At 64.2% G+C, this 15,039-nt stretch carries 15 protein-coding genes and 2 tRNA genes; 11 read left to right on the forward strand and 6 right to left on the reverse strand.

Annotated elements, in window-relative coordinates; all coding sequences use genetic code 11:
- Positions 1-166: 166 nt before the first annotated feature.
- Positions 167-1,591, reverse strand: a complete 1,425-nt coding sequence (locus MUK72_RS03815; RefSeq protein ID WP_244701882.1) for an IS4 family transposase — start codon at positions 1,589-1,591, stop codon at positions 167-169.
- A 388-nt stretch (positions 1,592-1,979) separates the two neighbouring features.
- On the opposite strand from MUK72_RS03815, the gene ahaH reads away from it, so the two are divergent.
- The 9 genes from ahaH (at position 1,980) to MUK72_RS03860 (ending at position 10,934) form a co-directional block, all read left to right on the forward strand.
- Entirely contained in the window at positions 1,980-2,306 is a 327-nt protein-coding gene (gene ahaH, locus MUK72_RS03820; RefSeq protein ID WP_004051690.1) for an ATP synthase archaeal subunit H, read from the forward strand.
- 10 nt (positions 2,307-2,316) lie between these two features.
- The gene (locus MUK72_RS03825) at positions 2,317-4,524 is read left to right on the forward strand and encodes a V-type ATP synthase subunit I (RefSeq protein ID WP_343750073.1); all 2,208 of its coding nucleotides are present in this window, start codon (positions 2,317-2,319) and stop codon (positions 4,522-4,524) included.
- Between the two features lie 168 nt (positions 4,525-4,692).
- Positions 4,693-4,956: a hypothetical protein gene (locus MUK72_RS03830; RefSeq protein ID WP_004051688.1), complete on the forward strand. Its 264-nt coding sequence runs from the start codon at positions 4,693-4,695 to the stop codon at positions 4,954-4,956.
- 13 nt (positions 4,957-4,969) lie between these two features.
- Positions 4,970-5,548, forward strand: coding sequence for a V-type ATP synthase subunit E (locus MUK72_RS03835; RefSeq protein WP_244704107.1), 579 nt, complete (start codon positions 4,970-4,972; stop codon positions 5,546-5,548).
- Positions 5,545-6,606, forward strand: coding sequence for a V-type ATP synthase subunit C (locus MUK72_RS03840; RefSeq protein ID WP_244704109.1), 1,062 nt, complete (start codon positions 5,545-5,547; stop codon positions 6,604-6,606). The genes MUK72_RS03835 and MUK72_RS03840 overlap by 4 nt, the downstream gene beginning before the upstream one ends.
- A gap of 40 nt (positions 6,607-6,646) precedes the next feature.
- Positions 6,647-6,973 (forward strand): V-type ATP synthase subunit F, encoded by a 327-nt coding sequence (locus tag MUK72_RS03845; RefSeq protein ID WP_244704112.1) that lies wholly within the window; start codon positions 6,647-6,649, stop codon positions 6,971-6,973.
- A 3-nt stretch (positions 6,974-6,976) separates the two neighbouring features.
- Complete coding sequence (locus MUK72_RS03850; RefSeq protein ID WP_244704114.1) at positions 6,977-8,734, forward strand: ATP synthase subunit A; 1,758 nt, start codon at positions 6,977-6,979, stop codon at positions 8,732-8,734.
- A 9-nt stretch (positions 8,735-8,743) separates the two neighbouring features.
- Positions 8,744-10,204 carry a V-type ATP synthase subunit B gene (locus MUK72_RS03855; protein ID WP_004051683.1) on the forward strand — a complete coding sequence of 487 codons (1,461 nt, stop codon included), beginning with the start codon at positions 8,744-8,746 and terminating at the stop codon, positions 10,202-10,204.
- Between the two features lie 25 nt (positions 10,205-10,229).
- Positions 10,230-10,934, forward strand: a complete 705-nt coding sequence (locus MUK72_RS03860) for a V-type ATP synthase subunit D (protein WP_244704116.1) — start codon at positions 10,230-10,232, stop codon at positions 10,932-10,934.
- On the opposite strand, the gene MUK72_RS03865 is transcribed toward MUK72_RS03860, so the two are convergent.
- Together MUK72_RS03865 and MUK72_RS03870 are read right to left on the reverse strand one after the other, a co-directional pair.
- Positions 10,931-11,224, reverse strand: coding sequence for a hypothetical protein (locus MUK72_RS03865; RefSeq protein WP_004051680.1), 294 nt, complete (start codon positions 11,222-11,224; stop codon positions 10,931-10,933). The two genes, MUK72_RS03860 and MUK72_RS03865, sit on opposite strands and share 4 nt — an antisense overlap.
- 40 nt (positions 11,225-11,264) lie before the next feature.
- Positions 11,265-11,858, reverse strand: a complete 594-nt coding sequence (locus MUK72_RS03870) for a DUF6663 family protein (protein ID WP_244704118.1) — start codon at positions 11,856-11,858, stop codon at positions 11,265-11,267.
- Positions 11,859-11,927: 69 nt separating this feature from the next.
- Between MUK72_RS03870 and MUK72_RS03875 the strand changes: the two genes are divergently transcribed.
- Positions 11,928-12,845, forward strand: coding sequence for a cobalamin-binding protein (locus tag MUK72_RS03875; RefSeq protein WP_244704119.1), 918 nt, complete (start codon positions 11,928-11,930; stop codon positions 12,843-12,845).
- On the opposite strand, the gene ubaA is transcribed toward MUK72_RS03875, so the two are convergent.
- On the reverse strand, positions 12,842-13,654 hold the full coding sequence (gene ubaA, locus MUK72_RS03880) for an SAMP-activating enzyme E1 (protein ID WP_244704121.1): 813 nt from the start codon (positions 13,652-13,654) through the stop codon (positions 12,842-12,844). The two genes, MUK72_RS03875 and ubaA, sit on opposite strands and share 4 nt — an antisense overlap.
- A gap of 92 nt (positions 13,655-13,746) precedes the next feature.
- On the opposite strand from ubaA, the gene MUK72_RS03885 reads away from it, so the two are divergent.
- Positions 13,747-14,517, forward strand: a complete 771-nt coding sequence (locus tag MUK72_RS03885; RefSeq protein ID WP_244704123.1) for a DUF7282 domain-containing protein — start codon at positions 13,747-13,749, stop codon at positions 14,515-14,517.
- A 201-nt stretch (positions 14,518-14,718) separates the two neighbouring features.
- Here the strand turns inward: MUK72_RS03885 and MUK72_RS03890 are convergent.
- Positions 14,719-14,791 (reverse strand) — tRNA-Ile (locus tag MUK72_RS03890).
- Between the two features lie 149 nt (positions 14,792-14,940).
- A tRNA-Asn gene (locus tag MUK72_RS03895) sits at positions 14,941-15,013 on the reverse strand.
- Positions 15,014-15,039: the final 26 nt, after the last annotated feature.

Here is a 15,039-nt window from a genome sequence, read left to right on the forward strand (position 1 = left end):
TCAGCGTTATCAAGGTAAACCACCCTATTCTGGTTTGAAAATATGAAATTGGTCAAGATACTATCACGATTAAGACAGACTCACGGTTTCGAACAGGAATCGGTCTGCAAAACGGGGAATCGTCTGAGTTCACAGTGAGTTCAGCTGAATGAGCGGCCGCTGGCGCTCATTCAGCACCGAGTTCGTAGCCTTCAGCCCACATCCGGAGCTTCTGAAGCCCTTTCCACATCGTCTGCCATCCTGGTGGAGGATCAGAGCCACGGTCCAGATATCCGCCAAGCTTCGCTACACTTACAGCGTAGGCTTTGCCGTTTTGACCGCTCAGTTCTGGAAATTTCGTTTCCAGAACTGCGCGCTCGGCCTCGCTCAACAAGACTTCTGGAGCAACCGATGGTTCTCCACGAGCTAGTTCTCGTAACTCCAGTACCTTCCACGCGATCACTGAGTACACACTCAGTAACACCTCCATACGCTCCCACGTCTGAAGTTGACGTTCTTCGAACCCACAGCCAGTCTTCAACGCTTTATGCCAATCTTCGATTCGCCAGCGAGCACGGTAATACTCAATGATGGTTAGAGCATCGTCGAAGTCTTCGACCGATTCAGTGGTGAGTAACACCCACTGAATCGGGTCGTCGCTCTCGCTGATCTCGTCGATTCTCACGACGTTCACCGTGACCGGATCTTTACCAGCAGAATCGTTCCGGGGTGGAAGAAGGTCACATGTTCCTGTTGCAATCGACAACTCTGCTTGCCGTGCCTGTCTTCCGCCACCTTGCTGGATCTCGATGGTCGTGCGACCCTCCTGAGGAAGGTCGCCACTCCAGTCGAAGAGTTTGTCTAACTCACCGTCGTCCGTGTGTATCCGTCGATTTTGATTGGCTCGGACAACAAAGCCAGTGTTGTCCATCGTTTTGTTGAGTTCAGTGTACAACGAGAATGCGTCTCCGCCTCGGTCGTGGACGAAAATCGGCCGCACGTCTTCGGGAAGCCACTCGGTGGCTTCCCTGTCACCACGAATCCATTTCTCCTGTCCATTCTCAAGGAGAATTGACTCATCTTTCCCATTCGTGTCGTACGTATTGCCTGATTGTTGGTCTTCGATCAGCACCTGCTGATCGATGATCCCAGTCATACGCTGTGTTTCCGGGAGAATTCCAACCGAGGTATGGACTTTGACGCCTTCAACATCGATGTCAGCAGAGCTAATGTCACCAAGGCCCTCTTTAGCTGGGTGGCGAGGAAAGGTGAGATAGGTGGTGTCGGAGACGACCAACAGCTCGTCTCCGTCACCCAACCGTGAGTGCTGTGTTTGCTTGTGAGCAGAGAGAACCTCGTTGGGTTCCACACTGTCATTATCGCAGAATCGGTATGTAGCCTTTGTGGAGGCCCAGTCTTCGCAGGCGGCTGGGATGGACTCGGCAGGTGAACTGCCGAGTTCATCACCGATCTGGACTAATCGATCCGTGAGACGCTTATCGCCAAGATCAGCCGCCCGAAACTCCGTACGAATCCAATCTGATACATCCATATCATACAGTTCGCCATTCTCATCCAGTTTCGGTCGCCACCCCCTCGAACGACGCTCCATCTTTCGGTCTCAGTTCGTCAGCTACCGCGATAGCATTTGTGGGTAAAAGACAGCTTTTTAGATGGGGGCATCGCGCTCGCTTCCTTCGGTCGCTCGCGCTCAACCCCCGACCAAAAATCTGGACCAAAAACTTCCGCTCGCTCCCGACGGTCGCTCGCGGCGAACCTCGCTCACTACGTTCGCGCGGATGCTATCGCTTACCGTACCGCGACAGCCACAGACCTCCCCAGCCGATTCGCTCACTCGCTGCGCTCGTTCGCTCATCCCTCGCGCGTTCTCCGGCCTCCGGCCGGATTCATCGCGCGCCACAGCAGTCTCGGGAGCGTTCACGATGCCTGACGGACATTCGCAACTACCAAATAGCCGCTCACACAACCCTCGCAGAAGAATGGCGAGACCAGAGGTTCTCGACCGAATCCAGGACGCCGAGCGGGAGGCCGACGAGATACTCGACGAGGCCAAACGCGAGCGCGAGGAACGCATCGCCGAGGCCCGCGAGGAGGCCGAGGAGATCCGCGAGGAGGCCCGCGAGGAGGCCGATGAACTCGAAGAACAGCGCTTCGAGGAGGCCCGCGCGGAGATCGAGGCCGAGCGCGAGGAGATCCTCGCCGCCGGCGAGGGCGAGCGCGAACGGCTCGAAGCCGAAGCACGAGAGCGCAGCGACGAAACCGTCGAGTACGTCGTCGAGCGCTTCGTCGAGAAGGTACATGCTTAGGCCAGAGCGGATGAGCCGGGTGTCGGTCACCGGTGCCGACCGCGTGCTGGAGGACGTCATCGAGACGATCCACGAGCTCCGGCTGGTCGACGTGACCGACTACGACGGCGCGTGGGACGGGTTCGATCCCGGCGATCCGATCGCCGGTGCCGACGAGGCCGCCGAACGCCTCGTCACCGTCCGCTCGCTCCAGTCGCTGCTCGACGTCGATCCCGAGCGCGAGGGACGAATGGGATCGGTCGACGTCGCCGACCGTCTCGAATCGATCCGCGGGGAAGCCAACACGCTCGATGACCGTCGTGAGGAGTACCGCGAGGAACGCCGCTCGGTCGACGAGCGCATCAGCGCGATGGGGCCGCTCCGGGCGCTCGGCATCGATCTCGATCTGCTCTCGGGCTACGACACCCTCGAAACGCGTGTCGGCGAGGGCGAACCCGACTCCGTCCGCGCGGCGCTCGACGCGGCCGACGACGTCGCCCGACACGAACTGTTCGTCGAGGACGACGCCATCGCGGTGTTCGCCGACCCCGTCGCTGGCGAGGAGGGAGTGCTCGAAGACGTGCTCGTCGGCGCGGAGTTCGCGGCGATCGACGTACCGGAGGGCGACGGCGCGCCCGCGGAGTACGTCTCGGAGCTCGAAGCGCGCCGCGACGAGCTCGATCGGGAGACCGACGACGTCGAGAACGAACTCGACGCGCTGCGCGAGGAGCACGCCGACTTCCTGCTGGCGGCCGAGGAGCAGCTCGCCATCGAGGTCGAAAAGCGCGAGGCACCGCTCTCCTTTGCGACGACCGAGAACGCCTTCGTCGCCGAGGGCTGGATCCCGACCGAGCGATTCGTCGATCTCGCCGAGGCGCTGGGTGACAGCGTCGGCGAGCATTGCGAGGTCGAGGAGCTCGAACGTGCCGCCTACGACAGCGACGGTCGTCTCATCGATCGCGAGCAGACCGACGCCGACGAGGGTGGCCGTGGCGAGCCGGAGACGGCCGCCGACGGCGGTGTCGCGGTCGAGACCGACGGCGGCAGCACCGAGGCCGACCGACCGATGTCCGGCAGCGAGCCACCGGTCGTCCAGGAGAACCCCGATCCGGTACGACCGTTCGAGATGCTGGTCAACCTCATCGACCGGCCGAAATACTCCGAACTCGACCCGTCGGTCGTGCTCTTCCTGACGTTCCCGGCCTTTTTCGGGTTCATGATCGGCGACTTCGGCTACGGGCTGCTCTATACGGCGATCGGCGGGCTGGTCTACACGCGCTTCGAGAGCGATGGGATCCGCAGTCTCGGCGCGATCGGCCTCTGGGCGGGCGGGTTCACGATGCTGTTCGGTATCCTCTACGGCGAGGTCTTCGGACTGCATCTCATCGCCGACTACGTCTGGGGCGGCCACCCACCGATCGAGAAGGGGCTGTCGCCGGCCGGCATCGAGTGGGCCCAGCTCTGGCTCGTCGTGAGCCTCCTCGTGGGGCTGCTGCACATGACCGTCGGCTATCTCATCGGCTTCGTCGAGGAGTTCATGGAGGCCGACCTGCGCACGGCCGTGCTCGAATCCGGTTCGTGGCTCATCCGGATGCTCGGCATCTGGATCTGGATCTTCAGCGAGTCGGTCGCGGACTCCAAGCCCGACTTCCTCTTCACCGTCTTCAATGGTGAGCCGTTCGCGCTCGGCTTTTCGGGCTTCTCGGCGACCGTCGGCATCGTCGGGCTGGTCGGCGGCTTCCTGCTCGGCGTCGTGCTGTTCATCATCAGCGAGGTGGGCCACTTCGGCGTGCTGCCGGGGATCGTCTCGGGCGCGCTCGAAAGCCTCCAAGTGCTCGTGAACGTGCTCTCGTACACCCGTCTCGCGGCGGTGTTGCTGGCGAAGGCCGGGATGGCGTTCGTCGTCAACCTGCTCTTTTTCGGTGCCTACCGGGAAGGCCCCGCGGGTGCACAGGAGTTCCACTTCCTGCTTGATCACGGCCCCGGCTACGTCGACGGGCTCGGCTCCGGGGCCGAGCTGATGTTCCCCGGGCTGGTCCACATGGGTATCGGCGGCGTGATCGGCGGGGTCGTGGTCCTCGTCTTTGGACACGTGGTCGTGCTCGCGCTCGGGGTCACCAGCGCGGGCCTGCAGGCGATCCGCCTCGAATACGTCGAGTTCCTGAACAAGTTCTACGAGGGTGGCGGCGATCGGTACAATCCCTTCGGTCGCGAGCGCGAACACACGGCCGAAAACTGACGGATCGTCCCCCGAACGAGGGGGTGTCACTCCAACCGTTTCTCTCCGCTGTGTGGGGTTATGAGCCTGTCCATCTACGGTTGACGGGATTTTTTGGGAAGCTTTATGAATCCGGTCGCGGGAGTAGACACTGTTCGGACACGAGCGAACACGCAACGGAACTAATCCATGATAGGACTCGAACTCACGGCTGCGTTTATCGACGCGATGGTACTGCTTCAGCAAGGTGGCCCGGCGATCACCGGAACCGGCGTGGCGGCGCTGGCGGTCGGGTTGGCCGGCTTCGGCGCGGGCTACGCCGAGCGCGGGATCGGTGCGGCGGCGATCGGTGCGCTCGCCGAGGACTCGATCTCGTTCGGTATCGCCCTGGTGTTGACCGTGCTGCCGGAGACGATCGTGCTCCTCACGCTGGTCACACTGTTCCTGCAGTAGCGCCCTCCCATCAATGAGTCTCGATACGGTCGCCGAAGACATCAAAGACGACGCTAGGGAGCGCGCCGAGCGCATCGACCGCGAAACCGACGAGCGCGTCGACGAGATCCTCGCCGAGGCCGAGAGCGATGCCGACGAGATCATCGCCGAGCGCGAGGACGATCTCGATTCGCGGATCGAGCAGGAACGCGAGCAGAAACTCTCCAGTGCGAAGCTGGAGGCCAAACAGAAACGCCTCGAAGCCCGCCGCGACAGCCTCGCCGATGTCCGCGATCGGGCCGAGGCGGCGGTTGCGGACATCTCCGGTGACCGGCGCGAGGAGCTGACCCGCGAGCTGCTCGACGACGCCGCGGGGGAGTTCGACGACGGCCCCGTCACGGTGTACGGTCGCGACGACGATGCCGCACTCATCGAATCGATCGTCGCCGACTACGACGGCTTCGAACACGCCGGCTCGGTCGACTGCCTCGGTGGCATCGTCGCCGAGAGCGACGCCTCGCGCCTGCGGGTGAACAACACCTTCGACTCGGTGTTCGATGCGGTCTGGGACGAGGAGTTGAAGGCGGTCAGCGAGCGACTGTTCCAGCAATGAGCACGCGAACGAACGGATCGGGGTCGAACTACGAGTACGTCACCGCGCGCGTGCGGTCGCGCCGGGCAAAACTGTTCGACGAGGACGATTACCGAAAGCTGATCCGGATGGGACCGGGCGAGATCGCCCGGTTCATGGAGGAATCGGAGTACGAGGAGGCGATGAACGCCCTCGGCGCGCGCTATTCGGGCGTCGATCTCATCGAACACGCCCTCCACCGCAACCTCGCGAATCACTTCGACGATCTGCTTCGGTTCGCCGAGGGACGACTGTACGACTACATCGCGCGCTATCTCCGGCAGTTCGACGCCTGGAACGTCAAAACGGTGATGCGCGGGATCTACTCGGACGCCGAGCGCGAGTCGGTCGAGACCGACCTCATCCGTGCCGGCGAGTTCTCCGAGCAGCGCATCGAGCGCCTGCTCGGCGCGGAGTCGATCGAGGCGGTGATCGACGTGCTCGCCGATACGATGTTCGGCGACGCGCTCGCCGGTGCTTACGGCGAATACGAGGAGCGAGCGGTGCTCGTCCCCCTCGAAAACGCCGTCGATCGGGCGTTCTACGAGGCGCTGATCGCGGGGCTCCCCTCGGAGCCGAGCCGGGCGACACAGCTGTATATCGATTTCCTCGAAGCCGAGATCGACTTCCGCAACATCGAGAACGCGCTGCGGCTCTCACGCAGCGGTGCGGACGTCGATCCCGCCGAATACTACATCGATGGCGGGCGGCTGTTCGACGAGGAGGGGATCGGCGCGCTGGTGGCCAACACCGACGAGCTCGTCTCGCGCCTGCGCGAGAGCACGTACGGCGACGATCTCGACGCGGCGCTTTCCGAACTCGAATCGGCCGAGGGCCTCTCGGGCGTCGAGCGCGCCCTCAACAGGGCGCTGCTCGAATACTCCCGGACGCTCTCGAACCGGTATCCGCTCTCGGTCTGTCCGGTGTTCGCCTACGTGCTGGCGAAGATGCGCGAGGTGGACAACGTCCGCGCGATCGCGCGCGGCAAGGAGGCGGGGCTCGATCCCGAGACGATCGAGGAGGAGCTGGTGATGGTATGAACCGACAGGCCGAAACCGGCGCAGTCCCGATGGGGGACGCATGAGCCAGGAGATCGCCGTCGTCGGCAGCCCGGAGTTCACGACGGGCTTTCGGCTCGCGGGCGTCAGAGCCTTCGAGAACGTTCCCGACGACGAGAAAGACGCGGCGCTCGATACGGCCGTCGAGCGGGCGTTCGACGACGAGGAGATCGGTATCGTCGTGATGCGAGAGGACGATATGGTGCATCTCTCGCGCGGCGTCAGACAGGACGCCGAGACGAGCATCGAACCCACGTTGGTGACCCTCGGCGGCGAGGGGGCCGGCAGCGGCGGACTGCGCGAGCAGATCAAACGCGCCATCGGCATCGACTTGATGGACGAGAACTAATTTATGAGTCAGGCAACCGATACACAGGGTGACGAGGACGGCACGATCGCGAGCGTGAGCGGCCCGGTCGTCGTGGCGGCGGACCTCGGCGCGCGGATGAACGACGTGGTCTACGTCGGCGACGAAGGGCTGATGGGCGAAGTGATCGAGATCGAGGGCAACCGGACGACGATCCAGGTCTACGAGGAGACCTCGAACGTCGCCCCCGGCGAGCCCGTCACGAACACCGGCGAACCCCTCTCGGTCGATCTGGGGCCCGGCATGCTCTACTCGATCTACGACGGCGTTCAGCGCCCGCTCGACGAGCTCGAAGACCAGCTCGGCGCGTTTCTCGACCGCGGTGTCGACGCGCCGGGTATCGAGATGGACGAGACGTGGGAGTTCACGCCCACCGTCGAGGAGGGCGACGAGATCGAGGCCGGCGACATCGTCGGCACGGTCCCGGAGACCGAGAGCATCGAACACAAGGTGCTCGTGCCGCCGGACTACGAGGGCGGCGCAGTAACGAACGTCGAGGAGGGTGCGTTCACCGTCACCGAGACGGTCGTCGAACTCGACTCGGGCGAGGAGGTCACGATGCATCAGGAGTGGCCGGTGCGCGAGGCCCGCCCGACGGTCGACAAGGAGACGCCGAAAACGCCCCTGATCACGGGACAGCGCGTCCAGGACGGGCTGTTCCCGCTCGCGAAGGGCGGGACGGCGGCGATCCCGGGACCCTTTGGCTCCGGGAAGACCGTCACCCAGCAGAGCCTCGCGAAGTACGCCGACGCCGATATCGTCATCTACATCGGCTGTGGCGAGCGCGGCAACGAGATGACGGAAGTGATCGACGACTTCCCCGAGCTCGAAGACCCCAACACCGGGAAGCCGTTGATGAGCCGGACCTGCCTCATCGCCAACACCTCCAACATGCCGGTCGCGGCGCGCGAGTCGTGTGTCTACACGGGCATCACGATCGCCGAGTATTACCGCGACATGGGCTACGACGTGGCGCTGATGGCCGACTCCACCTCGCGGTGGGCGGAGGCGATGCGCGAGATCAGTTCGCGCCTGGAGGAGATGCCCGGCGAGGAGGGCTATCCGGCCTACCTCGCGGCGCGCCTCTCGGAGTTCTACGAGCGCGCTGGCTACTTCCAGAACATCAACGGCACTGAAGGATCGATCTCGGCGGTCGGCGCTGTTTCCCCGCCGGGCGGTGACTTCTCCGAACCCGTCACCCAGAACACGCTGCGCATCGTGAAGACGTTCTGGGCGCTCGACGCCGACCTCGCCGAGCGCCGGCACTTCCCGGCGATCGACTGGGACGAGTCGTACTCGCTCTATCGCGATCAGCTCGACCCGTGGTTCGAGGAGAACGTCGCGAGCGACTGGCCCGAGGTGCGCCAGTGGGCCATCGACACGCTCGACGAGGAGAGCGAGCTCCAAGAGATCGTCCAGCTGGTCGGCGAGGACGCGCTGCCGGACGACCAGCGGCTCACCCTGGATATCGCGCGCTATCTGCGCGAGGCGTTCCTCCAGCAGAACGCGCTCGACGACGTGGATGCCTACTCCGCGCCGGAGAAGACCTACCTCATCATGCAGGCGATCAGGACCTACAACGACGAGGCGTTCGCGGCGCTCGACGCCGGCGTCCCGGTCGAGGAGATCACGGATATCGACGCCGCACCGCGGCTCAACCGCATCGGCACGACCGCGGAGTACGAGGAGTTCATCGACGACGTCGAATCGAACATCGAGAGCCAGCTCCGGGAGAAATACTGACGACCGAAAATGAAAGAATATCAAACCATCGAGGAGATCAGTGGGCCGCTCGTGTTCGTCGAGATCGACGAACCGGTGGGCTACGACGAGATCGTCGAGATCGAGCTACCGAACGGCGAACAGAAGCGCGGCCAGGTGCTCGAATCGAACGAGGAGTTCGCCTCGATCCAGGTCTTCGAGGGGACCGACAGCATCAATCGCGAGGCCTCGGTTCGGTTCCTCGGCGAGACGATGAAGATGCCCGTCACCGAGGACCTCCTCGGCAGAGTGCTCGACGGCTCGGGTCGCCCGATCGACGACGGCCCCGAGATCGTCCCCGAGGAGCGCGAGGACATCATCGGTGCGGCGATCAACCCCACCGCCAGGGAGTATCCCGAGGAGTTCATCCAGACCGGTGTCTCGGCGATCGACGGGATGAATACCTTGGTACGGGGCCAGAAACTGCCGATCTTCTCGGCGTCCGGCCTCCCGCACAACGACCTCGCGCTCCAGATCGCCCGACAGGCGACGGTGCCCGAGGAGATCGACGAGGAGGGCGACGACGAGGACGGCTCGGAGTTCGCAGTGGTGTTCTGTGCGATGGGCATTACGGCTGAGGAGTCGAACGAGTTCCTCGCGGACTTCGAGCGCACCGGCGCGCTCGAACGATCGGTCGTCTTCTCGAATCTCGCGGACGACCCCGCCGTCGAGCGTCAGATCACGCCGCGGCTCGCGCTCACCACGGCCGAGTATCTCGCCTTCGAGAAGGACTATCACGTGCTCGTCATCCTGACGGACATGACCAACTACTGTGAGGCGCTGCGCGAGATCGGGGCCGCCCGCGAGGAGGTGCCCGGTCGGCGTGGCTATCCGGGCTACATGTACACCGACCTCGCCCAGCTCTACGAGCGCGCGGGCCGGATCAAGGGTCGCGAGGGCTCGGTGACGCAGATCCCGATCCTGACGATGCCCGGCGACGACGACACGCATCCGATCCCCGATCTCACAGGTTATATCACCGAGGGCCAGATCATGATGGATCGCAACCTCAACTCGCAGGGCGCGCAGCCGCCGGTCAACGTGCTGCCGAGCCTCTCGCGGCTGATGGACGACGGGATCGGCGAGGGCCTCACGCGCGAGGACCACGGCGACGTCTCCGACCAGCTCTACGCAGCCTACGCGGAGGGTGAGGACCTGCGCGACCTGGTGAACATCGTCGGTCGCGAGGCGCTCTCCGAGCAGGACAACCGCTATCTCGATCTGGCCGACCGCTTCGAGACCGAGTTCGTCGATCAGGGCTTCGACAACAACCGCGACATCGAAGACACGCTCGACATCGGTTGGGACCTGCTCTCGACGCTCCCGAAATCGTCGCTCAACCGCATCGACGAGGAGCTCATCGAGAAGTACTACCGCGAGGATGCTGGCGAACCGGACGAGGAATCGACGAGCGACGAGAGCGACGCGGCCGAGTCCGAGGCCGAAGCTTAAGGGTCTCGGTCGACTATTTCAGGCAATGGCAAACGACGTCAAACCCACGCGCAAGGAGCTGATGGCGATCGAGGATCGCATCGATCTCTCCGAGCGCGGTCACGACACCTTGGAGCAGAAACGCGACGGGCTCATCATGGAGTTCATGGACATCCTCGATCAGGCCCAGGACGTGCGATCGGGTCTCGGCGACGATTACGAGGAGGCCCAGGAGACGATCGACATGGCGCGGGCGATCGAGGGTGATCTCGCGGTGCGCGGGGCGGCCGCGGCGCTCAAAGAACACCCCGAGATCACCATCCAGTCGAAGAACATCATGGGCGTCGTCGTCCCCCAGATCGAGTCCTCGAAGGTGCAGAAGGGGCTCGACGAGCGCGGCTACGGCATCCTCGGCACGAGCGCGCAGATCGACGAGGCTGCCGACGCCTACGAGGAGCTCATCGACTCGATCGTCCTCGCCGCCGAGGTCGAGACCGCGATGAAGAAGATGCTCAACGAGATCGAGACCACCAAACGGCGGGTCAACGCCCTCGAATTCAAACTGCTGCCCGAGCTCCACGAATCACAGGAGTACATCGAGCAGAAGCTCGAAGAGCAGGAGCGCGAGGAGATCTTCCGGATGAAGAAGATCAAGAACAAGAAGGAAGAAGAGGAGCGCGAGGAACGCGAGGCGGTCAGCACTGAGGACGCCGAGCGCCCCGAGGGCGAAGTCGCCGTCACCTCCGATTAATCGTCGGTGCGCTCGCTGTAGGCCGCATATCGCAGCAGGTTCATGCTCCATTCTTCCGGGAGATCGTCGACGAGTTCGGTGACGCTTTCCTGACCGTAATCGCCGTCGAGCAGCGCCGCGATGTGATCGGCAGCTTTCCCGTAGGCGACGCTCTTGCCTTCGGCGTCGCCCGCGTCGTGCTCGGCCATCCCGTCGCCGTTCTCGATCGCGTCGAGTTTGTGCATCCCGCTCAGCACGCGCAGTCGCAGTCGCACGTTCTCCAGGTCCTTGCGGTCCGTCTCGTCGAGCATGGGTGGTCGCGTTTGGATAGCGTGGCGTATAAACGACGCGTCAGAGGCCGTCGTAGCTCTCGACCATCGTCTCGGCGAACCGACCGTCGCGGTCGGCCGCGATGACCACGAGAACGAACGGTTCGTCGACCGGTTCGAGGACGAACACCGCGAAGGGGGGTTCGGCGCTCGCAGCCAGCCGGCCGATGAGCGGCTCCAGCGGCGTGATCCCGTCGGCGAACTCGTCGTAGAGGCGTCGCTGACCGGCCTGTTTGGCGAACGTGTAGACGACGCCGTTGGCCTCGTTGTCGGTGTTGCGCGTCGTCCGTGCGTTCATCGCTCGGCCCTCGCGTTCGGCCTCCTGCCACGTCTCGTGGGCGACCTCGAAGATGCCGGTCGCGCCGTCGGCGAAGGCGATCGTCGTGCGTGTCTCGATGTTGATCTCGGCGAAGCGCGGCGTTCCATCCGTCCAGGAGAGCGTCGCAGCGATGCGGTTGCCCGGCTCGATGTCGTCGACCGTCTGTCCGAGATCGCCGTCGTAGCCCTCGGTCGTGACGTAGGTCGGGTCCTGTGAGCTCGTATCCAGCAGGAGGAGTTCGGCCGGATCACGTGGACTGGCGAGCACGCGGAAGGTGCCGCTCGTCGTCGATTGCATACGTGCTGCTGGCCCCGTACGGTGAAACCGTTCACGAAGGGCTATGGTCGTCGCGCCCCTTGATCGGGCATGCGCGTCGTTTCGTTACTCCCCTCGGCAACCGAGATCGTCGCGGCACTCGGCATTGAGCCGGTCGGCGTCTCCCACGAGTGCGATCATCCCCCGCGAATGGCCGAGAAACCCGCCGTCAATCGCTCACGGGTCGATCCCACCGCATCGAGCGGGGAGATCGACGAACAGGTGCTCGAAGCCGAGCGGTCGGGCGGCGTCTACGATATCGAACTCGACACGCTCGCACGCCTCGATCCCGATCTCGTCGTCTCACAGGGGATCTGCGAGGTCTGTGCGGTCGACGCGGTGGCCGTCCGTGAGGCGGTCGACGAGCTACAACTCGACTGCGAGGTGCTCACGACCGATCCCCACAGCATCGGCGACGTCTTCGACGACATCCGTCGCATCGGCGCGGCGACCGGGACTGAAGACCAAGCGTCGGCACTCGTCGCCGATCTCGAAGCGCGCGTACAGGCAGTCGAGCGAACGACCCAAATGACCGACGAGCGCCCGCGCGTGGCGGTGCTCGACTGGGCCGATCCCGCGATGGTCGCCAGCCACTGGATCCCCGAGATGGTCGAGCTGGCCGGCGGTTCCTATGGATTGACGGACCACGAGGCGGCCTCGCGCCCGGTCGAGTGGGAGACGATTCGCGAGTACGACCCCGAGGTGCTGGCCGTCGCACCCTGTGGGTTCGATCTCGACCAGACGACCGAGAACCTCGCCGACCTGACCGATCGTCCGGGCTGGGACGAACTCACCGCCGTCCAGGACGGTCAGGCGTACGCCATCGACGGCCACCAGTACGTCAACCGGCCCGGGACCCGGCTGGTCGACTCGCTCGAACACCTCGCCGGAGTGATCCACCCTGAAGCCTTCGAGCGCCCGCCGGAAGGAGCCGCGCGCCCGCTGTCGGCGCTGACGGTCTCCTCCTAGTCGGCGACCGCACAGGAACCGGCATACTCGACATCCTCGATCGAGTCGATACCGCTCTCGGCACAGACCGGACAATCGGGGTCCGCCCTGAGCGGGAGCTCCTCGAAGCTCATCGCCAGCGCGTCGTAGGAGAGCAGTCGGCCGTCGAGGCGCTCGCCGATGTCCATCAGGGATTTCACCGTTTCGGTCGCCTGTATCGTGCCGATCACGCCGGGGAGCATGCCGAGCACACCCGTCGTCGCACAGTCGGGCACCGTTCCCGCCGGTGGTGCCTCGGGGAACAGACAGCGATAGCACGGCGACTCGCCCTCGAAGGTCGTCACCTGACCCTCGAAGCGGTAGATCGCGCCGTGTGAGAAGGGGATCCCGGCGAGCGTGCAGGCATCGTTGACGAGATATCGGGTCCGGAAGTTGTCGGAACCGTCGACGACGAAGTCGTAGTCGTCGACGAGCGAGCGGACGTTGTCGGGACCCAGTCGCTCGTCGTGAGGTTCGACGGTCACGTCGGGGTTCAGTTGTTCGACGAAGCGGGCGGCGCTGTCGACTTTCTTCTCGCCGACGTCGTCGTCGCCGTGGACGATCTGGCGCTGGAGGTTGCTGCGCTCGACCACGTCGTCGTCGACGATGCCCAGCCGGCCGACGCCCGCGGCGGCGAGATACTGGATCGTCGGCGCGCCGAGCCCGCCCGCCCCGACGACGAGCACACGCGCGTCGAGCAGCGACCCCTGGCCAGCGGGACCGACCCCGTCCATGATGATGTGACGGGAATACCGGTCGAGCTGGGTCGCGTCGAGGCTGAGATCGCTCATACGACCCCTACGTCGCCGGCGGAATAAACGCGCGGGTCGCTCGAACCGATATCTCTACATTTATGTCGGATGGATTTGTAGACGCACTCAGTATGCAACCACGTTCGATCGCCATCGCTCTCGTCGCGGCCCTCCTCGCCGTGAGCGCTGGCACGGGCGGCGCGCTCGCCGTCACCGACTCCCTCCACGCACAGCAGTCGCCGGCCGGCACGACCGACGCGGGCACGGCAACGAGCGGCACGGGCGACTCCGCAACCGGAACGAGCGGTCCGTCCGTCACGTTCGACGACCAGAACAGCAGCGGCGAGAGCGTGCTCATCTCGTCGGCAACGCTGCCCGAGAAGGGGTTCGTCGCCATCTACGACAGCACTCGTTCGGGCAACGAGACGAACCAGGTCGTCGGTGCCTCCTACCCGCTCAGCGCCGGCACGTCGGACAACATCCGCATCCAGCTCGACGAGCCGGTCAACGGCTCGACATCGCTGACGGCGGTCGTCCACACCGACAGCAACGGCAACGACCAGTTCGATTTCGTCTCCTCGAACGGTCAGCAAGACTCCCCGATCACGCAGGGTGACCGCCGCGTCGTCGACATCGCCCAGGTCACCGTCGAGGACGCCGGGAACGCCGGCGCAGCGACTGACGCCGCGAGCGACGACAGCGCCGCTACCGACACCGGCGTCGAAGCGACCGAGGCTGGCGATGCCGACAGTACCGAAGCCAACACCAACGCAAGCGGCAACGAAAGCGGTGGCGGGAACGGGAGCGGCGACGGTAGCAGTTCGTCCGGTCCCGGCTTCGGCCTCGCCGTTGCGGTCGTCGCACTGCTCGCGGTCGCACTGCTCGCGACGCGCCGAAACTAAACACACGACCCTCTTTTCACTCGCAGCGAAGTCGAGAATCCTTCGCGAACCACTCACAGCGCTGCCGAACCGCCCATCGTAGCGGAATCGAAAGGGATGGGCCCTGTCGGATTCGAACCACGGTCGTTTCGCCCGCTTCACTCCCTGCTCCGAATCCTCGGCCACTGATTTACGGCTCGCTATCGCTCGCCGGAGAATCGATGGGCCCTGTCGGATTCGAACCAACGACCACTCGGTTATGAGCCGAGCGCTCTTACCACTGAGCTAAGGGCCCGTCTACGGGCATAGTCATCCATCGTGGCATAAAAGTGCGTCTGTTGGCGAAATCGGGGTCATACGGCCGGCACAGATCGACGAATCCGCTGATTACCTTCGCTGCTGTCGCGAAGTTACACTACGTGGATTAGAATGCGAAAATTTTGACGCCGCCGCCAGGGCTCGAACCTGGGACAACCTGGGTAACAACCAGGTGCTCTACCAACTGAGCTACGGCGGCCCTGCCTTGACAAAGCGGGAGTTCGT

Origin of the sequence: Halococcus dombrowskii, assembly GCF_022870485.1 — an archaeon.
Classification (GTDB): domain Archaea; phylum Halobacteriota; class Halobacteria; order Halobacteriales; family Halococcaceae; genus Halococcus; species Halococcus morrhuae.